Below are 20,877 nucleotides of genomic sequence, written 5' to 3'. Positions count from 1 at the left end.
TGCTAAATTTGATATGTGCACCCATAATGTAGATTTTGAAGTATGAGTGCTAAATATTATTTACAAATGCAAGATTTTTTAGTCATTCTGCAAATAGTATCGAATTCCTCAAAATCTTGAATTCGGACGAACACTTTCAGTCGTGCAAAATTTCAATAGCATTATCTGTGTAATCGTCGTTTTTTTCGCCGTTGTATCAGCCGTTGCTGTTCTTCATAAGCCTGCGTGTCGACCAAATCCAATACCGTATCGACAATGCCGGTTAACGGATTCGACGTATGGCTTTGCGGCTCGTGTTTCTGTTCCGCGTGTCGTTCTGCAACCTGTTGCGCCTCTTTCGGAGCCGGATACAATTCGTTGAAGACATTCGCCGAGAACTCTTTTCCCAGCACCGACCCGTTGGCAACGATGCCGTCGTTATGGTCAATGAAAGTCACGCCATAGATTCTGCCGACCGGATTGATGCGGAAGATAGCGTCGATGTTCTCCGCCTTGAGCAGCTGCCGAAACTCGTCCCGCGTATTGTGCGGACTCATGGCATCCCGGACTGTCTGTCGCAGCCGGTCGAGCGACCCGTCCTGCTTCAGCGCACTCTTCGACCGCTCGTAATACTTTTGAAGAGCCTTGTAGCCGACATCCCGGCCGATACGGCTCGATTTGAACGGAGTGCCGATGCCATAGCCGTCATCAGTCATGGCGCCGTAGACAATACCGGCATAGTTCCTTTCGTCGATAGTTCCCGTACGCTCTTCGACCGAGACATTGAAGGCTTCCAACAATGTACGAAACTCTCCGTAGGATGAGCATTTGTAATTTCGCAGACACGATCTGACGACGGACGATATTTGCTGTTTGACGTTTCCCTTTTTGTAATTCACCTTACGCAGGCCCTCCCTGTCCGTCAGTTCCTGTCCTTTGACGCTCGGATGCAGGCCGTATTTGCGCTCCAAGTCACGCAGAATCTCCATCGAGCGCCGGGCCTCGAAATCGTGCGGGAGTTTGCGGCCCTGCTCATCGATCCGCAGCGACACGATATGGAGGTGCTCTCTGGAAATGTCCTTGTGCTTGAAAACAAGGTAGGGCTGATTCCCATATCCCATACGCTCCATGTATTCCTGCGCGATTTCCCGGAGCTGTTCGTCTGTCAGCCTGTCCTCCGGTGAAGGGTTCAGCGAGGCATGGAAAACCGTGTTCGTAGTCCTGCGATTGGCTTCAAGGTATGGCCAGAAACTATCCATACAAGCGTCAATATCAAGGCGTCCGTGTTTGTCGAACGGTTCGAGCATCTTCTGCCAATAGAGCACTTCGGCCTCGTCATTATCTACTTTCTCCTTGTTGTAATGCAACGCCCCGCCGGGCGAGGAACCCGATCTTATATTCGCAACCACTCCTTAGCTTGTTTTGCAAGGTTGAGAATCTCGATACTCAGAGCCTTTAATTCTCTCGTTCGCTGTTCCAATGCGGCGATCTGATGCGGGATCGCGATGTTGGAAAAGTGCGAATTGATGACCTTTACAATCTAGTTATAGTTGTTCCCGAGCTTTTGAAATTGGTAATAAAAGTCGTTCAGCCGTGCGACGAACTGCACTTTGAAAGGGTCGCGTCTGACGACAACGAACTCCTCGGCGAAGATTCGTTTGACGATAAACCGGCTGCGGTTATGTTCCAATCCTGCCTTACAAAGCATCTGCTTAAAGCGGATATTCTCTTCCGTGGTGAGTTTGAAATTATACCTGTGGACTCTGGGATCTGTCGTTGTCGGGCGTCCGATCCTCTTTTTCGTGGTTGTCATCAGTCTGGTAGTTTAAGTGGCGTGACTCGGGAACGCCACCCAGCCTCGCAGAGCGAGCACCTTTCGTATGCCGAAAAACTTTTCGGCATACAAAGGTACAGCTCGCTCGCCTCAAGTGAGGCGAAAAATCCGCGCCGGAGAATCTCTGACCGAAATTTCGAAAATCCTCCGTTACGGCTTCCGGGGCCGGGTCTGTTCCCGATGCAATATTACAACCGTTTCGGGGCAAAAAAAAGCCCTCGGTGCGGACTGGAGCGGACTGGAGCGGACATCGGAACCGAAGCGTTTTACCCTGTTGTATATTGCGGCAGGATTGATTATTCGGGCAACTGCGCGAATCGCAAAACAAGTATCGGTTCAGACGGATACCCGAATCTTTAACCGAGTATCTGCGCAAAGGAACGAAAGGGCGGCAGACCGAATAATCATCCAATTATTCGTCCAAATATAAGGTAGTATATATAAATGATTTGACAGACGCATAGTTACCCAAACAACCATTTAAACACACAAGCAATGAAACAAGCAAGCATTTCGATCTGCAATCAAAAAGGGGGCATCGGGAAATCGACATTTACGATGTTACTCGCCAGTCATCTGCACTACACATTAGGCTATGACGTGCTGGTCGTGGACTGCGACTATCCCCAATGGTCCGTTCATGCGCAACGTGAGCGGGAACTGTCGCTCATCGAGCATGACGATTACCACAAGCTGTTGCTGGTACGTCAATTCAAAGCGACGGGCCGCAAGCTCTGGCCTGTGCTGAAATGTATGCCGCCTGAAGCCCCCGAAGAAGTCGAGCGGCTGCTGCAAAGCGGCTACCATCCCCGTATCATTCTCTACGACTTGCCGGGAACGGTCAATGCCGAAGGTGTCATTCGGCTGCTCGCGTCGCTGGACGCTGTCTTTGTGCCCATGAAAGCCGACAAGGTCGTCATGGAAAGTACGCTCTCCTTTGCCCGGAGTCTCACCACTAACCTTGCCCAAGATCCGACCCTTACTTTACAAAGCGTCTATCTTTTCTGGACGATGATAGACCGTCGTGAACGAACGCCGCTTTACGATCGATACGAGGCCGTTATCCGCAAGCTCGGGTTGTCGCTTATGACAACTCACATTCCTTACCGCTCGAAGTTCAACAAGGAGCTGCTTGCGGACAATACAGGAGTCGGCCGCTCGACACTTCTGGCTCCGGCGCGAACCTTTGCGTGTGAGGCGCAACTCGAAATCCTCACAGAAGAAATTCTTACACTCCTCAAAATCCGATAACAATGGCCAAGAAACCCAAAATCGAAGTAGACGAAAGTCTTGTAAAACAGGTGATCGCAGGGCAGTTACCTATCACTACAAAGGTCACACGGGTAATTCCGGAACAGATCCCATCCGGAACCGCTACGGACGCAATTCCCGCCGAACCGCCCTCTGTTCCGGAGATCGACACAGAAAAGATTCCGGATGAAACCCCGTCTGTGCCCGCAGCACAAGAGCCACGCCGTCGGAGAACACCACCCTTGTCCGATTATGAACGAATGTTTCTCACTCCTGTGGAATACGGCATCCGAGCCACACTTTATGTCAATGCATCGACGAAGCGTAAGATTCTGGAGATACTTAAAAGAATCGGAGGTGAACGATTATCCGCGACATCATATGTGGATAATATTCTACAGCACCACATCGAAACTTTCCGTGACGATATAAACCGGCTCGATCGTAAGCGGAATTTTGAAAAACTTGTTTAACAATGACTTAAAAATTTCTAATTATGCTTTACAGCTTTTTATCCGAGTCCGGTGTCCTCGACATTTCATTACTCGCTCTTGGCACAGGCATTATCGTTTTGTCAATCTTAGGGCTGCTGCACCTCGGGAAGCGACGAGGTCATAATAAAGCCGGACACTTTTCGGAGCAACCTGACGATTGTGCAATGCCTGCCGTGCAAACGGAAAATAGCGATGGATGGCCCTCGATGGAACAACCTCAGACAACTGAACTTGTATCCGTTGTCGCTGCACCTGAAGATTCTTCAAATCTCGATTCTCCGCCTTCCGAAACGGTCGTATCCGAAAAGCAGGATGTGAAGCCGGAGTGTGTTCCCGTACCGGACATACGATGGCGACGTTCGATGACATTGCCCGACTACAAAAAAACATTTCTTGTCCGGGTGGATTACGACCTCCGCGCCTCGCTTTATGTCAGTGCCCCTACGAAACGGAAAATCCTTGAAGTCCTGAAAAAAATCGGCGGCGAGCGACTGACCGCAACATCTTATGTAGATAATATCCTACGGCACCATCTCGAAATGTTCCGCGACGAGATCAACTGCATACATCAAGAACAGAATTACCATAACATCGTCTAAATTCTTTCTGCCATGAACAGCATAATTCTTATTGCCGCCTGCGCCGTATGTTTGGATCAGTTGTTTTTCCGGGGGCGGCTCGCGTCATATGTCGTCGACAATCTGAAAGGCCCGAAGAAAAAACACACCGGGCATAACGCTGCCCCTCACACGCCGAATGCCGGTACTGCACCCCGTCAAACTCCTGAAATTCTCGTGTCAAAATCCTATCGGTGCGGACTGGAGCGGACTGGAGCGGACATCGGCACCGCCTCGGCAGGCGGAGATGCTATATTTGCCCCGGCTTCGGAAGAGAAGTCCGCGATGGCGTCGTGGAACGGGCTTGTCGTGCAACCCCCGATCGGCGAAGACGGCGAACTCTCGGAGCCCGAAGTTCCTGCCGGCGCCCGATCTCCGCTTCCGTCTCTTCCCGCCAGAGCAGAACTCCGCGACGCGGAAGTTCATGCGATGCTCGGAGAGCTGGACTTCGGAGAATGCGCCGTTATGGGCGATGCCACGGCCGAGGAGCGGCAGGCCATCGCCAACTTCGACATCCGGGCCTATGCTTAATTAAAAACGACCTACGACATGAAATGGAATAACGAATACGGCTGACGCCTTTTCCGCAGCAGGAAATACGATGTATCCGGTCGCAGAATGCCCCAAAGCAGGCTGCGGCCTTTTTCACACCCCTAACCAAACTACCTGTTTTATGCAAAAAAGAGCAATTTTCACGATTTTGTCCCTGTGCTCCTCACTCGCATCCTTTGCGCAGGGCAACGGCATGGCCGGCATCAGCGAGGCCACGAACATGGTAACGTCCTATTTCGACCCGCTTACGAAGCTGATCTTCGCCGTCGCGGCGATCCTCGGACTGGTCGGCGGCGTGCGCGTCTACTCGAAATTCTCGTCGGGCGATCCGGATGCCTCCAAATCCGCTACGGCGCTGTTTCTCTCGTGCGTCTTTCTGGTGATCGTCGGCACGGTCTTACGTTCGTTCTTCCTCTAAGCGATGGCCGAATACCAAGTGAACAAAGGGGTCGGCCGTCAGGTCGAATTTCAGAGTCTCACGGCGCAGTACCTCGTGCTGTTCGTCGCGGGACTTCTGGGCGTCTTCGTCTGCTTCGCCGGAATGTACATGAGCGGCCTCCCGCAGGGCTTCTGCATCCTCTTCGCCCTCACGGCCGGCCTTGCCGTCACGGGCGGCACCTTCTACCTGAACCGCCGTTTCGGTCCTCACGGGCTTCAGAAGCTCATGGCCTCGCGCCGGTATCCGCGGCGCATCGTCCACCGCCGGGCCGTCGGGCGACTGTTGCGTTTTCGTCGAACCGTAAAACCATAATCCTATGCGCGGAACCCTGAAAACCTCGACCTTGGAATCGAAATTCCCTTTGCTGCGCGTCGAGAACAACTGCATCGTCTCCAAGTTCGCCGACATCACCGCGGCCTACCGCGTCACGCTGCCCGAACTCTTCACCCTCACGGGCGAGGAGTACGAAGCGCTGCACGGTGCATGGCTCAAAGCCCTGAAGGTGCTGCCGGACTACACCGTCGTCCACAAACAGGACTTCTTTATCGAAGAACGATACACGGCTCCGGAGGAGGACTCCGAGCGGAGCTTTCTCGCGCGTTCCTACGAGCGTCATTTCAACGAGCGGCCCTACCTGCGGCACACGTGCTACCTGTTCGTTACGAAGACCACGTCCGAGCGGATGCGTCAGACCAGCGCTTCGTCCGTCCTGTGCCGGGGCTTCATCGTCCCGCGGGAGATGCGCGACACGGATGCCGTGACGCGCTTTCTGGAAGCTGCGGAGCAGATGGAGCGCATTCTGAACGATTCGGGCCTCGTGCGCGTCGAGCGGCTTACGGAAGCGGAGATCGTCGGCACGGCGGACGACGCCGGACTGCTGGCCCGTTACTTCGCCCTCTCGGACGAGCGGCGTCCGGTCGTCAACGAGGATATCCGTCTCGACCCGGGGACGATGCGCATCGGGGACAAGTACCTCTCGATGCACACGCTCTCCGATCTGGACGTGCTGCCGCAGAGCATGGCGACGGATTTCCGCTACGAGCGCCTCTCGACCGACCGTTCGGACTGCCGGCTCTCGTTCGCGGCACCCGTGGGGCTGCTACTCTTCTGCAACCATGTTTACAATCAGGTGATCTTCCTCGACGACCACGACGAGACGCTCAAGCGGCTCGAAGCCTCGGCCCGGAACATGAACTCGCTGGCGGCCTATTCGCGCTCGAACGCCATCAACCGGGAGTGGATCGAAATGTACCTCAATGAGGCGCACTCGCAGGGGCTGCGCTCCGTAAGGTGCCACTGCAACGTCATGGCGTGGGCCGAGAACGAAGCGGAGCTGAAGCGCATCCGCAACGACGTGGGCTCGCAACTGGCCCTGATGGGCTGCACGCCGCATCACAACACGGTGGACGTGCCGGTGCTGTTCTGGGCGGCGATTCCCGGCAACGAGGCCGACTTCCCCGCCGAAGAGAGTTTCTACACCTTTCTCGATCAGGCCCTCTGCCTTTTCAACGAGGAGACCAACTACCGCTCGTCATTGTCGCCCTTCGGAATCAAGATGTCCGACCGCCTGTCGGGCATTCCGATTCATCTGGATATCTCGGACCTTCCGATGAAGCGCGGCGTCATTACGAATCGGAATAAATTTATCCTCGGGCCGTCGGGCTCGGGCAAGAGTTATCTGACGAACCATCTGGTTCGTCAGTACTGGGAGCAGGGAGCGCATATCCTGCTGGTCGATACGGGAAACTCCTACCAAGGACTCTGCTCGCTGATTCACGCCAAGACCAAGGGCCGCGACGGGGTGTATTTCACCTATACCGAAGAAGCGCCCATCGCCTTCAATCCCTTTTATGTCGAAGACGGTGTGTACGACGTAGAGAAGCGCGAGTCGCTCAAGACGCTGCTGCTGACCCTCTGGAAGCGCGAATCCGAGGAGCCGACGCGCTCGGAAGAGGTGGCGCTCTCGAACGCCGTGAACCTCTACCTCTCGAAGCTCCGCGCCGACCGCTCCGTCGTCCCCTCGTTCGATACCTTTTACGAGTTCGTCGAAACCGACTACCGGCGGCTTCTGGAGCAGAAGCGCGTGCGCGAGAAGGATTTCGACCTCGAAAACTTTCTGAACGTATTGGAGCCCTACTACCGGGGCGGCGAGTACGACTACCTGCTGAATTCCGACAAGCAGCTGGATTTGCTGGACAAACGTTTCATCGTCTTCGAGCTGGACAACATCTCCTCGAACCGGACGCTGCTGCCAGTGGTGACGCTCATCATCATGGAGACCTTCATCTCGAAGATGCGGCGGCTGAAAGGCGTCCGCAAGATGATCCTCATCGAGGAGTGCTGGAAGGCCCTCACCTCGGCTAATATGAGTGCATATATTAGGTATTTATTTAAAACCGTTCGCAAGTATTTCGGCGAGGCGGTCGTGGTGACGCAGGAGGTGGACGACATCATCTCGTCGCCCATCGTCAAGGAGTCGATCATCAACAACGCCGACTGCAAAATCCTGTTGGACCAGCGCAAGTACCTTTCGAAATTCGACGGCATACAACGTCTGCTGGGTTTGACGGACAAGGAGCGGGCGCAGATTCTGTCGATCAATCTCTCGAACGATCCCGAACGCCGCTATAAAGAGGTCTGGATCGGACTCGGAGGCGTACAGTCGGCGGTTTATGCTACGGAAACCTCGGTCGAAGAATACTTGACCTACACCACTGAGGAGTCGGAGAAGATGCAGGTCATGGAGCTTGCCGGGAAACTCGGCGGCGACATCGAAGCCGCCATCCGGCAGTTGGCCCGCGAGCGTAAAACGGATATCGAATCTTAATTCCTGCTACCATGAAACAGTTGCTTTGGATATGCGCCGGCACCTTGCTGACGCTGGCCGTCGTGCTCGGAGCGTTTCACCTCTTTTACGATTACGAATACCGCAAAATCCGTCCCCTGTGCGGCGAATGGTATTCGACGCTCGACGATACGCGGCTGGTGATCGAGCCGTGCGGCGAGAAATTCCGGATCACCATCACGCGCCGCAGCGCATCCGAAACGCATGTTCTGCACTACAAGGATTGCGTCTATTATACGGCCTACGGCGGACGCCGGGTCGACCTCTTTTACACGCCCACGGCCGATGCACTGCTCCTCGTGCCGGGCGGCGTTTTCAAACGAATCTCAAACCTCAAAGATTATGAACAGTAACCAATCGACACCTGCGTCGGCCGTAGCGGCCTTTCAGCAGGAGATCAGAACCCGCACCGAAGTTATCCGCACTTTGGCGGACCTTCGGGAACAACTCGACGCCGACCGCATTTGCGGGGCGTGGCTCTCGGCAGAAAACAACCTTTCGGCCTCGATACGCCGCATCGGCGAAGGAACGTGGCGCATCCTCGTCTTCGACCACGCACTCTGCTACAAACGCCTCGTACAGGACGGCATCATCGCGCTGCGCCGTCACCGCCTGTGGCTCGGGGCCGACGACGGCAACCGCGTGATCTACGACTCAACTGCCGAAACGCTCACCATCGGCTGCTACGGACGCTTCGTGTCGGAGGACAGCATCCGGCGACAGGAGGATGACGCAATCGGTGCCGAAGCGTGCGATTTCAACGAACCGACCGAATAATGGAGCGTCATTCGGCATTTCCGGGCTGCCCCTGCTTGTCGGGGCAGCCCTTCGGCGGACTCCGCTCGCAGTCACACATTTCTAAATCCAACAGTTATGAAATGGAAAGATAGGATTGCACGGCTATTCCGCCGCAAGCCGGAGTGGGAAAGGGAACACCGACGCACGCTCATTGCACGACACGCTGAAGACCTGCTTCGGGAACGGAATATACGCAATGTTACGGACTTTGTGCGACGGTACCGGAAATCGGATCTGACCATTGCCGGAATCGGACTGATAATGAATACAGCGACAGACCGCTTTCTCAGGACGCCCGAAGATGCGGCAGGAAAAGATATGCTGGAACTGATGGAAGCCCTACGCAGGACACCGTTTGCGAAAAAGATCGGGCGCCGCCTCGCGGACGTTCCGGCAGACACCGCCCACTCCCTGCACGGCCTGCTGGCCATGCACACCTTTCTCTTGGATGCCTATCTGGAGCAGCATCCCGACAGCAAGCTCCGGCAGCCGCCGATGGCCGAGGTGCAGGCAGCAGCGCATATCATTGACCGGCAGTTCCGCGCCGAGACGTTCCGCGAGCTTCGTCATCTGGCAGAAACGAGCGGACGCTATACGCCCTCCTGTTACGTCGTGCGACTTTACGATTGGGATACCGATACGGGCCGGTTGCAGGAGATGCGCGGGCGGCTGGACGGTCCGGCATGTGCGGACGATCCGCAGCAGGTGCAGCAGCTCCGTGAGCGAATCTGGAAGGCCGAGAACCGCATGGTGCGAGAGGCCGAGAGGATATTGGAGAGCGATCCGGAAATTCCCCTGCAGCAAACCTACATCGAAAAACTCGATGCCGAGTTGCAGACCTTGGGATGGCTTGCACGCTTCCCGGAGCGAATCGACGACAACCGTATTAACCGGCAGCTGCTCGACAAATACAGGATTCTTCCCGGCATATCACCAGCCGAGCAATACGGGCAGGTCGAGAAAGCTTTCCGCGAACTGGACGAACGGCTCGTACGCATGACCGGACGGCAGCCCTACGCCGACGATCTGTTCGAATCCCTGCGGCAGAAAGGCCCGAAGCCGGAGAAACATATTTCCGGGGTGCGGCAGAAAGAGATCGATTCTACAAGAAAAGAGCAGCCCGAACAATCGGCCACAGGCTGGCGGATAAAACGATGATATCCGCCTTCAGGCGAAAAATCCTAAAAAAACGATCAATTCAATGAACCATAAAATCATCCTGCTGTGTCTGTGCCTCGTCTGCACAGGCCGCAGCACATACGCCCAGTGGGTCGTCTCGGACCCCACGAACCTCGCGCAGGGCATCGTCAACTCCACCAAGCAGGTCGTCGAAGCCGCCAAGAACGGCTCCACCATGCTGCAAAGTTTTCAGGAAACCGTGAAGATTTATGAGCAGGGGAAGCGATACTACGACGCCCTGAAATCCGTCAGCAACCTCGTCCGCTCGGCCCGCAAGGTGCAGCAGTGCATCCTGCTCGTGGGCGAAATCTCGGACATCTACGTCGACGGTTATCGCCGCATGGTCGGCGACGAGAACTTCACGCCCGCGGAACTCGCGGCCATCGCCGCAGGCTACGCACGCATCATCGAGGAGTCGGCCGGGGAATTGAAGGAGCTGCAGGACATCGTGAATCCTACGGACATGTCCCTGACGGACAAGGACCGTATCGACGTGGTGCAGCGCGTCTACGGCGTGTTGCGGCATCACCGCGATCTGACACGCTACTACACGCGCAAGAACATCTCCATATCCCTGCTGCGGGCCGCCCGGAAGCGGGATATGGAAGGAGTGCTCTCATTGTACGGAACCGACGAACAGCGCTACTGGTAATATGGTACGCATGCTTTCCCTTACGGAGAATCTGCATACGATTCTCCGGGTGTTATACGACGATATGATGGCGCTGTGCTACCCGATGTCGCAGGTCGCAATGGCCATCGCAGGAATCGGGGCGCTGCTCTACATCGCTTACCGCGTCTGGCAGTCGATGGCCCAAGCCGAACCTATCGACCTCTTTCCCCTTATGCGGCCCTTCGCCGTCGGCATCTGCATCCTGTTCTTCCCGACGCTCGTGCTGGGAAGCCTGAACGGCATACTTTCACCCTTGGTAAAGGCGACGCATTCCCTGATGGTCGGGCAGACGCTCGACATGGAACAATGGCAGGAGCGGCGTGAGCGGCTCGAACTCGAAGGCCGCGAGCAGATGCCCCCGGACAGCTACTATGCCGAAGACGAGGAGATGGAACGCGAACTGAATGAACTGGGACTCGACGACCAAACGCAGCAAGCACTCGATCGTATGAATGAACAGCGGTCCTCATGGTCGGTCAAAGGGATCATCTTCAAATGTCTGGCATGGGTGCTCGAACTGCTCTTCGCGGCGGCGAGCGTTATCCTCGACGTGCTGAGGACCTTTTACCTGATCGTCCTCTCGCTGCTGGGGCCGATCGCTTTCGCCATTTCCGTGTTCGACGGTTTTCAATCCACCCTGACGCAATGGCTCACGAAGTATGTCTCGATTTACCTGTGGCTGCCGATCTCTGACCTTTTCTCGGCGATCATCGCACGTCTGCAAACCCTTTCGATGCGCCACGACGCCGAACTGATGGCCGGAGGCTACAACTGGTATGTGGACTGGTCGAACAGCCTGAATCTGATCTTTATGCTTGTGGCCGTGTGCGGATACCTCTGCATCCCCTCGATCGCCTCGTGGGTCGTGCAGGCGAACGGATTCGCCGCCTACAACAAGACCGTCTCGAAGATGACCTCGCTCGTAAGCGCCGGGGCCGGATGGACGGCCGGCAAAGCATGGGCCGGGGCCAAAGGCGCCGGCTCAGCGGCATGGTCCGGCGGTAAGGCCGTGGGACGCGGCATCATGAACGGCGCCCGGCTTATTTTCAGAAAATAAAATAATTCGCTGTTATGGAATTCAAGTGTTTAACGAACATCGAAACATCGTTTAGGCAACTACGCATGTACGCGCTCGTCTTCGCCGGAATCTGCGCCGTCGTAACCGTGGCGGCAGTCTGGATGTCCTACTCTTTCGCCGAACGGCAGCGGCAGAAGATCTACGTACTGGACAACGGTCGCTCGCTGATGGTAGCACTCTCGCAGGACCTCGCACAGAACCGCCCCGTCGAAGCCCGCGAGCATGTGCGGCGCTTCCACGAACTTTTTTTCACCCTCTCGCCCGACAAGGCGGCCATCGAGTCCAACGTCGGCCGCGCCTTGCAGATGGCCGACAAAAGCGCCTTGTCCTACTACAAGGTCTTGCAGGAAAAGGGATTCTTCAACCGCCTGATCGCGGGCAATGTCTCGCAGATGGTCAAAGTGGACAGCATCCGCTGCGATTTCGACCGTTATCCCTACGAGGTTACGACCTTTGCCCGGCAGCGTATTCTGCGCGAGAGCACCGTCACGGAGCGGTCGCTCGTCACGACGTGCCGTCTGGTGAACGTCTCCCGCTCGGACAACAACCCGCAGGGCTTTATGGTCGAGGCGCTGAACATCGTCGAGAACAAAGACATCGCGACCTATGACCGCTAAACCGCATTCCCTGCGCTGCCGCATCCGCTGGGTGCGGCGGTCGCTGCGACGCCGCCACGACACACTCGCGCCCCGCATCCGGGAACGGATCGTACTCGCGGCGCTCGTCCTGCTACTGCTCCTTTATCTTTGGCTCCTGTTCGCTACGGACATGAGGCCGGAACTGGAAATCGGGTATCCCGAATTATTACATCTAAAACCGTAAACGTTATGATAGAAAACAAGAATCCGGGCAATGACCCCTCGGCGGAGTTCGAGCGGCAGCGCAAACGCAAGGTGCTGCTCTTCACGGCGATCCTCGGATGCATCTTCTTCGTCGTGCTGTGGTTCATATTCCGGCCTGCACCCGTCAAGCCCCAAGAGGGAGCCGCGGGGATCAATACGTCGGTCCCGGACGGCAAGGCGCAGGCCACCGTCGGAGACAAACGCAAAGCCGCGGAACAGCTCCGCAGCGAGGAGCAGCAGCAGAGACGCATGATGACACTCGGCGACAACTCGTTCTCGCTGCTGGACGACGGACTCAAAACCGCCGAGGAACTCGCACCGGCGGATAACCCCGCACTGCGGGCCGCCGAGGCCAACCGGGCCATGCAGCAGCAGGTGCAGGGCTTCTACGCCGCTCCGCAGCGCAATGCCGAGGTGGAAGCCCTGAAAGAGCAGGTCACGGCCCTGCAATCCCAGCTCGACGCCGAGCGGCAACAGCCCGACCCGCTGGAACTGGCCGAGGAGCAGTACAAGCTCGCACGGAAGTATCTCGGCGGCGGAACGGCCGCGGGTGAAGAAGCAGTTGAGCCGACAAAGCAGCGGCGGAATTCGCGCCTGTCCGTCATGCGGCCCGTGCGGGAGGGTGAGGTCGAAGCTTCGACGCTCGACCCGCGGGCGGATTTCACCGTCGAACGTAACTTGGGATTTCTCACAGCGGCAGGTGGTGTCGCGCATGCCGATATTCCGACCGTCAAAGCCTGCGTAGCTCAGACGCAGGTCATACGTACCGGAAGCACCGTGCAGCTGCGACTGCTGGAAGCCGTGCGTATCGACGATATGGTGATTCCCCGCAACACCCCGTTATACGGTCTTGCGACGATCGCCGGAATGCGGCTGCAAGTCACGGTGTCGTCCGTCGAATACGGCGGGCGGATCTTTGCCGTCGAAGCCGTGGCTTACGACCTCGACGGCCAGCCGGGGCTGAATGTCCCGAACTCCCGCGAGCGGACAGCCCTCAAAGAGGCGCTGGCGTCCGTCGGGCAGACCGCCGGGACGAGCGTAAACGTCACCCGTTCGGCCGGACAGCAGGTGTTGTCCGAACTGGCGCGTGGAGGATTGCAGGCTTCGTCGCAGTATGTCGCCGGGAAGCTCCGCGAGGTGAAGATCACCCTTAAAGCCAACCATCAGCTATTATTGATTTCAAAAGAATAGAACGTTTATGAAAAGAGACCTCATTTATCTGCTCCTGATTGTTTCCGCAATCTGGGCAGCACACGCTACGGCGAAAGCCATGCAGAATGGGCCGCAGCAGATCGGCCCCCGAAAGATCGAAGCGGGATTCACGAAAACCGTGCATATATTGTTCCCGTCGCCCGTCACGTATATCGACATCGGCTCGATGGACATCATCGCAGGCAAAGCCGACGGGGCCGAAAACGTCGTGCGGGTGAAAGCCGCCGTGCGGAATTTCGCAGCAGAAACCAACCTGACGGTCATCACCGAAGACGGCGGATTTTTCACCTTCGATGTCCATTATGCCGAGAATCCGGCCGTCTCGACGCTCGACCTTTCCGTACAGGAGCTGCAGTCGGAAGGAGTGAAGGAGCCCGTCGCTGCAGGCGACCCGCAGCCGACGGCTTCCGAGGGCCGGGTGCTGCTGCGCGAGGTCGGCCGTGAGAAGCCCGCGACCGTAAAGCGCATGTTGAGCGACATATACCGGCAGAACCGTACGGACGTGAAAGGTATTCGTACGAAGAAATACGGCATCGGGGTCGAGGTGCTGGGGATTTACGTATTCAATGACGTGATATACATTCACACCTGTATCTCGAACGACACGAATATCTCCTTCGAAGTGGATACGCGGCGGTTCATCGTAGCAGATCGCAAACTCGCCAAGCGTACGGCACAACAGCAGACGCCGCTCGAAATCCTGCGCGTATGCAACGACCCGGCCGTCGTGAGGAGACATCAGCGTCAGCGGACGGTATTCGCGCTGCCTAAACTGACGATCTCCGATGACAAGGTGCTGTTGCTGGAAATCATCGAGAAGAACGGAGCCCGGCATCAGACAGTGGAGATACCCGCAGGGGAATTGTTGGATGCGAAACTCCTGTAAAGAGACAGGCGGTCGAACCCGATGCGGAAGTTTTTATGCAGCAGTGGGAATGTTTCGAATCCGTGCGGCGATCTTATAGGAGCACTTTGCAAGAGGATATTCAGACGTGGTTCCGCACGCTGCGGCTCTGAAAGGCTGTTCGTTTCCGAACAATCAGACACCCCGGTACGGTTTTCAGACCGTACCGGGGTGTCTTTCATGCAGCTTGAGGAAACTCAATATTCATCTTCATTGAAGAAATTTATCTGCATTGATTATCAATGTATTATATCTTAATCAACGAAACTTGCGCAAACAAACCGCACCATATGATACGGGCTGAGGCGATAGGAGGAATAGTTGGACAAACAGATTGTTTTGTCTACATCTATTTTTAATCCATGCTAAACTCAGGAGTTTCCCCCAAAGAAATTGCCCTCACAGACACTTTGTCACCAATTTTACAATTTTTTGATTCAATCAAAATACCTTCTATCCAAATTTTATCGACAATTATAATGCAATCATTATCACGTTTTCCTATAATATACGCAGAGTACCTTGTATAATAATCGAGCAATTTAACCTTATCTTTATTATTTGCTAATAACTTTTTCAAGCTAAGTTTTACAATACAGCGTTCCATGTCAATTTCTGTGATTATCAGTGGAAATTTTATTCCATCTTTATATATTCGCTCTATTGACTCTATATGACACAAATTGGTAACCTCTCCAATAGGTAATAATCCTAAACAATATTGTTTAGGATTTCGATGAATATTAAATAGCACACTTTTTTCATTAATCGTATTTATTGTCAAATTGGATAGAGCAATACCTGGTGCGTAGTTATCAGCAAACCATTGCATAGGGTGTTTTATGAATGGTTTTAGAGAACCTATAAAGGATCGTTTATCATTACTAATATCTTTAATATGTACCTTAATTAGATCTTTAATCTTACACTTATATTTGTTTACTCCAATATGAGTTTCGCTTTGCGGAATAAAAATACGGTATTTTTCATCCGCAAGGCAAACCAACCCCTTTGCATCAGAGGCAATAACTTGTGCATCAACAATATATTTATCCTCTTCTATTCTTTTATAATAATTTAAATATGGAGATTCTGTTGATTTTGTTGTCAATATAACTAAACGGCGGTCTTGATTAATGCTTTTTATCCTGCATTCAAATTCTACATTATTTTTTAATTTTTTTATTTGAGATGGTTCAGGAGTGAACCAAGTTGTTTCAGTAAAAGGAAGAATAGCCTTTACTCCCTCTTCTATCTCAGTAATTACACAACTTTCCTTTTTTTGGTATACAGTACAAATAAGTTTTTGGCCTTCTGAGTATTTTAAATTTTCCCACGGATCACATAGATTCGCTAATTGAAGATATAATCTATTAGAAATGTAATCTATTTCGATAATCCTAAACAAATATTCATTCCCTACTGGGAATTGCTGGTGTAAAAAAATATAATGACTATAAGTTATATCTTTTCTTAAAGCAACAGCCTTAATATCAGAATCTTTTATTCTTAAAAATAGACAATCATCAAGTGCTTGTTCAACAATAGCTTCGACTTCTTTTCCTACACAGAATTTATTATCCATCATTCTTTGTGGATTACTATTTGTCTGAAGCAAACTACCTAAAACATTTCCATGCTTGTCATATTCCACGGGAATAAATTCAATTGACATACCTACCTGAAAGTAATAGTGTAACTTCAAATCCGGCACATCTGTTATTTTATTATAAGGAATAATAATTTTTATATCGTTAATTAGACATAGTATTTTATCCGCATATACAGAATGAACAACAGCTTCAAGTTTGGCGTTTTTGTCCATTGCATCAGAAAGACGATTAAACGTTTGGGCCATGTTTCCCTCGCTGTTAATTTCAATGCAATAACAAATATTTTCACGTCCTTGAGCATCTTTATATGCTTTAGGTCCATTTAGTAGATTGTAATTCCCAGTCTGTATAAGTTTACCATATACATCTTCAACGATATCCAATTTTTCATTTCTGGCTAAAAGATAAAAGGTTCTAATGCCTTTAGCAAATCCTTCTTTTATACGTCTTACGTATGGTGTTTCGCCTTGTGCTGAAAAGGTGTCTAATTTTGCTACTAACAAAACACCAACTTTTATGTTCTCAGAAATGTACTGAAGCCTTGTATTGTCATCATATCCGCGAGCCGTGATGTCATATAAGAAATCTAAAAATTCTGATGCTTCTTTTTGGTACTTATTATCTATATTTCGTCCGGCAATTCGATTACCCCATTCAAAATACTCGCGAAATAGTATTCTTGACATCAAGCCAGCATCATCTATATTACATACTTTATCAATTATAGATTGATTCTCTATACAAATATCTTGGCTATTTTTAATAAAATCGTTTACGGCAAGGCGATATTCGGGTATTTCTAACAGACATTTTCTGATAACAGTATAGTCAATCGCATCTCGCACCTGAGGAGACATATATGTTTTAGGTATCGGCAAAAGTGTTTTTTTAACATATGCCGATGTTGCGTTTATTATATTTTGTGTGTTATCTGGATTGAATTTCAAAAACACAATAGCCTCTTTGTCCTTCAATGTTATATCTTGCGTGCCTTTTGCAATCCAATTTATTTTTAAATTTGGAAGATTCAATTCAGATATTTCCTGTGAAATTGAAGTAAAACCTTTATTACATATTTCTTCGAGTTTTCTTTTTGTTGCTTCTCGTTTGAACCAACCGATAGTTTTTGCTGCAATACAATATATATCTGTCACAATAACTCTAACTCTATCATATTGCCATATGCAAATAATAAGCAAAATAATAACAACAGACCAAAATGGAGTTAATCCAAATTTATTTACAAACTGTTCAATATCATTCATGGTCCTTTCTAAATTTAGCTAAACAAACAGCATTGTCGCAACAGAAATTTAAAGTCGTGTGTCCTTCTTTTATTATTGGAAGAATTATACTTAAATTATCAATAGTAATTGTTGTTCCGCAATATGCACATTGTAACTCACCATCAACAAAAGCATTGTACTGCTTCGTTTCTTTTAGTAATTTTTCCAGATCGGTGTCCAGAATGGCTTTTATGTTTGATTGTTTATTTTCTACCATATCGTTATTCCTAAATTAATTCAGTAGCAAATATATAAAAATATCAAGTATAATTCACTATATTTGCGCAATAAAATTGCGTCTAATAATGAAACTGAATAGAATAAAGGCTGTTTTATCGGACAAAGGCATCTCTCAAACGTGGTTGGCCAAACAACTTGATAAGAGTTTCAGTATGGTTAATGCTTATGCTTGCAACAGAATCCAGCCAAATCTGGAGACATTGCAGCAGATAGCAGAGATTCTTCAAGTGGACTTGAAAGATCTAATAACGGACAAGGACGAACGTCAATAGCGTTTGGGAATATCCATTATTTTTAGAATGCAACTTCCGATAATGTAGAGATATAGGAACTTATGACACCTGAAGAAAAAGCGAGACAAAAAATAGATCAGTGGTTTACCGATGCTGGTTGGGAAGTTATCAATAGGGATGAGTATGACCCGACTAGTACAGCTGTCGCTATAAGGGAAGGGCTACTAAAAGGTAATCTCGAAGCAGATTATTTTCTTTTCATAAACGGAAAGGCTGTTGGCGTACTTGAAGCCAAACGCGAAGAAACAGATGCTTTTTCTTCTAAGGTATGCGAGCAAGCAGCCTTATATGCCAGAAGCGTACCTAACATATATCAGACATATCAAAAGCCACTGCCATTTATATTCACATCCAACGGAAAGGAATTATACTTTTGTAATTTCCGAGAACAAGACCATTATTTCAAACAAATAATGACTATCCCGACACCTCACGAATTGGTTAAAAAGTTAGGGATAAATGATTATTTTGCCGGACTTCCTACTTTGCGTAAGAAAGGCTTGCGTGATTGTCAATACGAAGCTATAACAGAATTGGAAAAGAGTTTCCGTTTGGGACAAAAACGAGCATTGATGGTACTTGCCACCGGTGCAGGGAAGACTTATACAGCTTGTCTTGCAGCCTACCGAATGCTCTCATACACTCCTATGCGTAGGGTTTTATTCCTTGTTGACAGAAACAATCTTGGAAAACAGGCAGAGGGAGAATTTGGGACTTTTCGCCTGACTGAAAATGGAGAGGCTTTCAGCACTATCTTTACAGTCAATCGTCTTCGGTCATCTTCTATTCCTTCTGATAGTAACGTGATTGTCTCTACAATTCAACGACTGTTCTCATTCCTGAAAGGAGACACAATTGAGGATAATGAAGACGATGACGAAAGTGAACCTACAGAAGAAGTAGCGTTGCCGCCTAATCCCAATTTGCCACATGACTATTTTGATATGATTATCATAGACGAGTGTCATCGCTCCATTTATGGAAACTGGCGTAAGGTACTGGAGTATTTCGACACGGCAAGACTGGTAGGTTTGACTGCAACACCTATTGAAGAAACGATGGCATTTTTCAATAACAACCGCATCGTCAACTATACATTGGAGAAGAGTATCGTTGATGGTGTGAATGTGGATTGTCGGGTGTATAGCATAAAAACACAGGTCACGGAAACAGGCGGAGCTATATTAGAGGGCGAAAAATTTAAAGAAGAAACAAGATATACGGGTGAGGTCAAGACTGTAAGCAGTAAGGAAACCAAAACTTATACAAATAAGGAACTTAATCGAAGTATCATCAATCCGGCACAGATAAAGTTGATTCTTTCGACTTATCGGGATGTGGTTTATACAGAACTCTTTAATGACCCACAGCGTGAGCCGAACATGGATTATCTTCCTAAAACCTTGATATTTGCTCTCAATGAAGCCCATGCTACCAATATCGTACAAATAGCTAAAGAGGTGTTTGGACGGACTGATGACCGGTTCGTTCAGAAAATCACTTATTCGGCAGGTGACAGCAACGAACTGATACGCCAATTCCGCAATGACAAGGATTTCCGTATAGCCGTGACTTGCACACTGGTTGCTACAGGAACGGATGTAAAGCCGTTGGAAGTGGTAATGTTCATGCGTGATGTGGAATCATTGCCGTTGTATATTCAGATGAAGGGGCGCGGAGTGCGTACAATAGGCGATGATCAATTACGTAATGTCACTCCGAATGCATTCAGTAAGGATTGTTTTTATTTGGTTGATGCAGTAGGCGTGACGGAACATGAAAAGACCATCCCAACAGCAAACGATGAATCGACCACAAAAATTATCACTCTGAAAGAATTGTTAGAGCATATCAGTCACGGCTATATTTCTGATGAATATCTCAAACGGCTTGCTGCCACGCTTGCCCGAATATTCAATAAGGCAGATGACTCGCAACGTAAAGAATTTGCCCGTTTGTCTCATGATGACATGAAGGAACTTTCTGCCAGAATATACGATGCGCTTGAAAAAAGCACTCTGCCACCGTTTGTCAGCACAGAAAAGCCCAATTTAGAACGCAAAGGTCTGGTGTCTCCACTTGCCAATCATGCTGATGCTCGGAGATACTTGCTTATTCTCGCGGCCGGTTTTGTCAATACGCTAATGCCCGGAGAAGATACACTTATCTCAAAAGGTTTCTCCATTGAGGATGCTAAAAACACAACGGAGGCATTCGAGGAATTTTGCAGAGAAAATGCAGATGAAATAGAGGCTCTTCGCATTATCTATAACAATGAAGGCGAGCCGATAACCTATTCAATGTTGAAAGATTTGGAACATAAACTCAAAATGGCAAACAACCATTTTGCTCCAAAGCAAATTTGGAATTCGTATGCAATCCTTTCTCCAAGCAAAGTAAAGCGTTCTACAACAAAAGAAGAAAGTGATGCTTTGACAAACATCATACAACTGGTACGCTATGCTTTTCGCCAAATTGAGAGATTGGACAGTGTAGTTACTACATCCAAGCAATATTTCAATCTATGGTTAGGACAAAATCAGCGTGAAATAACCGACAAGCAGCGTGAAGTAATCAGTCGTATTGTAGATTACATTGCGTCTAACGGAGCTTGTACGGTTAGGGATATTCGTGAAGACGATGCGACCCATGCAGCCCAAATGATTCGGGCATTTGGTAATATGCAGAAAGCAGACGAAGCCCTTCGGTCGCTTTACACATTTGTAGTATTAAGAAAAGCAGCATAAG

At 50.6% G+C, this 20,877-nt stretch carries 21 protein-coding genes and 1 pseudogene; 18 read left to right on the top strand and 4 right to left on the bottom strand.

Annotated elements, in window-relative coordinates; all coding sequences use genetic code 11:
• Nucleotides 1-161: 161 nt before the first annotated feature.
• Together mobB and NQ519_RS10440 are read right to left on the bottom strand one after the other, a co-directional pair.
• A complete protein-coding gene (gene mobB, locus NQ519_RS10445; RefSeq protein ID WP_019151212.1) occupies nucleotides 162-1,388 on the bottom strand; it encodes a conjugal transfer protein MobB in 1,227 nt (408 codons plus the stop codon).
• A pseudogene (locus tag NQ519_RS10440) lies at nucleotides 1,373-1,792 on the bottom strand (plasmid mobilization protein). Before NQ519_RS10440 ends, mobB begins: the two are co-directional and overlap by 16 nt.
• A 516-nt stretch (nucleotides 1,793-2,308) precedes the next feature.
• Between NQ519_RS10440 and NQ519_RS10435 the strand changes: the two are divergent.
• The 16 genes from NQ519_RS10435 (at nucleotide 2,309) to traN (ending at nucleotide 14,679) form a co-directional block, all read left to right on the top strand.
• Nucleotides 2,309-3,064 carry a ParA family protein gene (locus NQ519_RS10435; RefSeq protein WP_019151214.1) on the top strand — a complete coding sequence of 252 codons (756 nt, stop codon included), beginning with the start codon at nucleotides 2,309-2,311 and terminating at the stop codon, nucleotides 3,062-3,064.
• Nucleotides 3,065-3,066: 2 nt separating this feature from the next.
• Nucleotides 3,067-3,537, top strand: a complete 471-nt coding sequence (locus NQ519_RS10430; RefSeq protein ID WP_014774760.1) for a DUF3408 domain-containing protein — start codon at nucleotides 3,067-3,069, stop codon at nucleotides 3,535-3,537.
• 23 nt (nucleotides 3,538-3,560) lie between these two features.
• On the top strand, nucleotides 3,561-4,157 hold the full coding sequence (locus tag NQ519_RS10425; protein WP_019151215.1) for a DUF3408 domain-containing protein: 597 nt from the start codon (nucleotides 3,561-3,563) through the stop codon (nucleotides 4,155-4,157).
• A gap of 195 nt (nucleotides 4,158-4,352) precedes the next feature.
• Nucleotides 4,353-4,706 carry a hypothetical protein gene (locus NQ519_RS10420; protein ID WP_227901126.1) on the top strand — a complete coding sequence of 118 codons (354 nt, stop codon included), beginning with the start codon at nucleotides 4,353-4,355 and terminating at the stop codon, nucleotides 4,704-4,706.
• Between the two features lie 142 nt (nucleotides 4,707-4,848).
• Nucleotides 4,849-5,145 carry a DUF4134 domain-containing protein gene (locus tag NQ519_RS10415; protein ID WP_026076626.1) on the top strand — a complete coding sequence of 99 codons (297 nt, stop codon included), beginning with the start codon at nucleotides 4,849-4,851 and terminating at the stop codon, nucleotides 5,143-5,145.
• Between the two features lie 3 nt (nucleotides 5,146-5,148).
• Nucleotides 5,149-5,478: a DUF4133 domain-containing protein gene (locus tag NQ519_RS10410; RefSeq protein ID WP_019151218.1), complete on the top strand. Its 330-nt coding sequence runs from the start codon at nucleotides 5,149-5,151 to the stop codon at nucleotides 5,476-5,478.
• A 4-nt stretch (nucleotides 5,479-5,482) separates the two neighbouring features.
• A complete protein-coding gene (locus NQ519_RS10405; protein WP_019151219.1) occupies nucleotides 5,483-7,993 on the top strand; it encodes a TraG family conjugative transposon ATPase in 2,511 nt (836 codons plus the stop codon).
• Nucleotides 7,994-8,004: 11 nt separating this feature from the next.
• Nucleotides 8,005-8,364 carry a DUF3876 domain-containing protein gene (locus NQ519_RS10400; protein ID WP_019151220.1) on the top strand — a complete coding sequence of 120 codons (360 nt, stop codon included), beginning with the start codon at nucleotides 8,005-8,007 and terminating at the stop codon, nucleotides 8,362-8,364.
• Nucleotides 8,354-8,788 (top strand): hypothetical protein, encoded by a 435-nt coding sequence (locus tag NQ519_RS10395; RefSeq protein WP_019151221.1) that lies wholly within the window; start codon nucleotides 8,354-8,356, stop codon nucleotides 8,786-8,788. The genes NQ519_RS10400 and NQ519_RS10395 overlap by 11 nt, the downstream gene beginning before the upstream one ends.
• Before the next feature lie 282 nt (nucleotides 8,789-9,070).
• The gene (locus tag NQ519_RS10390) at nucleotides 9,071-9,967 is read left to right on the top strand and encodes a hypothetical protein (protein WP_227901127.1); all 897 of its coding nucleotides are present in this window, start codon (nucleotides 9,071-9,073) and stop codon (nucleotides 9,965-9,967) included.
• Nucleotides 9,968-10,010: 43 nt separating this feature from the next.
• On the top strand, nucleotides 10,011-10,640 hold the full coding sequence (locus NQ519_RS10385) for a DUF4141 domain-containing protein (protein WP_019151223.1): 630 nt from the start codon (nucleotides 10,011-10,013) through the stop codon (nucleotides 10,638-10,640).
• Between the two features lies 1 nt (nucleotide 10,641).
• Entirely contained in the window at nucleotides 10,642-11,718 is a 1,077-nt protein-coding gene (gene traJ, locus NQ519_RS10380; protein WP_019151224.1) for a conjugative transposon protein TraJ, read from the top strand.
• A gap of 14 nt (nucleotides 11,719-11,732) precedes the next feature.
• Nucleotides 11,733-12,356 carry a conjugative transposon protein TraK gene (gene traK / locus NQ519_RS10375; protein WP_026076629.1) on the top strand — a complete coding sequence of 208 codons (624 nt, stop codon included), beginning with the start codon at nucleotides 11,733-11,735 and terminating at the stop codon, nucleotides 12,354-12,356.
• Complete coding sequence (locus NQ519_RS10370; RefSeq protein ID WP_083871086.1) at nucleotides 12,346-12,561, top strand: hypothetical protein; 216 nt, start codon at nucleotides 12,346-12,348, stop codon at nucleotides 12,559-12,561. Before traK ends, NQ519_RS10370 begins: the two co-directional genes overlap by 11 nt.
• Before the next feature lie 5 nt (nucleotides 12,562-12,566).
• The gene (gene traM / locus NQ519_RS10365) at nucleotides 12,567-13,772 is read left to right on the top strand and encodes a conjugative transposon protein TraM (protein WP_019151226.1); all 1,206 of its coding nucleotides are present in this window, start codon (nucleotides 12,567-12,569) and stop codon (nucleotides 13,770-13,772) included.
• 7 nt (nucleotides 13,773-13,779) lie between these two features.
• Entirely contained in the window at nucleotides 13,780-14,679 is a 900-nt protein-coding gene (gene traN / locus NQ519_RS10360; RefSeq protein ID WP_019151227.1) for a conjugative transposon protein TraN, read from the top strand.
• 373 nt (nucleotides 14,680-15,052) lie between these two features.
• Here traN and NQ519_RS10355 read toward each other — a convergent pair whose 3' ends face one another.
• The gene (locus tag NQ519_RS10355; protein ID WP_227901128.1) at nucleotides 15,053-17,575 is read right to left on the bottom strand and encodes a hypothetical protein; all 2,523 of its coding nucleotides are present in this window, start codon (nucleotides 17,573-17,575) and stop codon (nucleotides 15,053-15,055) included.
• Entirely contained in the window at nucleotides 17,568-17,813 is a 246-nt protein-coding gene (locus tag NQ519_RS10350) for a hypothetical protein (protein WP_147513218.1), read from the bottom strand. Before NQ519_RS10350 ends, NQ519_RS10355 begins: the two co-directional genes overlap by 8 nt.
• 88 nt (nucleotides 17,814-17,901) lie before the next feature.
• On the opposite strand from NQ519_RS10350, the gene NQ519_RS10345 reads away from it, so the two are divergent.
• Both NQ519_RS10345 and NQ519_RS10340 read left to right on the top strand, forming a co-directional pair.
• Entirely contained in the window at nucleotides 17,902-18,108 is a 207-nt protein-coding gene (locus NQ519_RS10345) for a helix-turn-helix domain-containing protein (RefSeq protein ID WP_019151231.1), read from the top strand.
• Between the two features lie 62 nt (nucleotides 18,109-18,170).
• Complete coding sequence (locus NQ519_RS10340; protein WP_019151232.1) at nucleotides 18,171-20,876, top strand: type I restriction endonuclease subunit R; 2,706 nt, start codon at nucleotides 18,171-18,173, stop codon at nucleotides 20,874-20,876.
• Nucleotide 20,877 lies beyond the last annotated feature (1 nt).

The organism is Alistipes senegalensis JC50 (assembly GCF_025145645.1).
In the GTDB taxonomy this organism is placed as follows: Bacteria; Bacteroidota; Bacteroidia; order Bacteroidales; family Rikenellaceae; genus Alistipes; species Alistipes senegalensis.
This window is presented reverse-complemented; position numbering and strand designations above follow the sequence as displayed.

Bases quoted from the DNA above. Each gene is read 5' to 3' on its own strand.
- NQ519_RS10435 (WP_019151214.1), top strand. From the start codon at position 2,309: ATGAAACAAGCAAGCATTTCGATCTGCAATCAAAAAGGGGGCATCGGG.
- NQ519_RS10430 (WP_014774760.1), top strand. From the start codon at position 3,067: ATGGCCAAGAAACCCAAAATCGAAGTAGACGAAAGTCTTGTAAAACAG.
- NQ519_RS10425 (WP_019151215.1), top strand. From the start codon at position 3,561: ATGCTTTACAGCTTTTTATCCGAGTCCGGTGTCCTCGACATTTCATTA.
- NQ519_RS10415 (WP_026076626.1), top strand. From the start codon at position 4,849: ATGCAAAAAAGAGCAATTTTCACGATTTTGTCCCTGTGCTCCTCACTC.
- NQ519_RS10410 (WP_019151218.1), top strand. From the start codon at position 5,149: ATGGCCGAATACCAAGTGAACAAAGGGGTCGGCCGTCAGGTCGAATTT.
- NQ519_RS10405 (WP_019151219.1), top strand. From the start codon at position 5,483: ATGCGCGGAACCCTGAAAACCTCGACCTTGGAATCGAAATTCCCTTTG.
- NQ519_RS10400 (WP_019151220.1), top strand. From the start codon at position 8,005: ATGAAACAGTTGCTTTGGATATGCGCCGGCACCTTGCTGACGCTGGCC.
- NQ519_RS10395 (WP_019151221.1), top strand. From the start codon at position 8,354: ATGAACAGTAACCAATCGACACCTGCGTCGGCCGTAGCGGCCTTTCAG.
- NQ519_RS10390 (WP_227901127.1), top strand. From the start codon at position 9,071: ATGAATACAGCGACAGACCGCTTTCTCAGGACGCCCGAAGATGCGGCA.
- NQ519_RS10385 (WP_019151223.1), top strand. From the start codon at position 10,011: ATGAACCATAAAATCATCCTGCTGTGTCTGTGCCTCGTCTGCACAGGC.
- traJ (WP_019151224.1), top strand. From the start codon at position 10,642: ATGGTACGCATGCTTTCCCTTACGGAGAATCTGCATACGATTCTCCGG.
- traK (WP_026076629.1), top strand. From the start codon at position 11,733: ATGGAATTCAAGTGTTTAACGAACATCGAAACATCGTTTAGGCAACTA.
- NQ519_RS10370 (WP_083871086.1), top strand. From the start codon at position 12,346: ATGACCGCTAAACCGCATTCCCTGCGCTGCCGCATCCGCTGGGTGCGG.
- traM (WP_019151226.1), top strand. From the start codon at position 12,567: ATGATAGAAAACAAGAATCCGGGCAATGACCCCTCGGCGGAGTTCGAG.
- traN (WP_019151227.1), top strand. From the start codon at position 13,780: ATGAAAAGAGACCTCATTTATCTGCTCCTGATTGTTTCCGCAATCTGG.
- NQ519_RS10355 (WP_227901128.1), bottom strand. From the start codon at position 17,575: ATGAATGATATTGAACAGTTTGTAAATAAATTTGGATTAACTCCATTT.
- NQ519_RS10350 (WP_147513218.1), bottom strand. From the start codon at position 17,813: ATGGTAGAAAATAAACAATCAAACATAAAAGCCATTCTGGACACCGAT.
- NQ519_RS10345 (WP_019151231.1), top strand. From the start codon at position 17,902: ATGAAACTGAATAGAATAAAGGCTGTTTTATCGGACAAAGGCATCTCT.
- NQ519_RS10340 (WP_019151232.1), top strand. From the start codon at position 18,171: ATGACACCTGAAGAAAAAGCGAGACAAAAAATAGATCAGTGGTTTACC.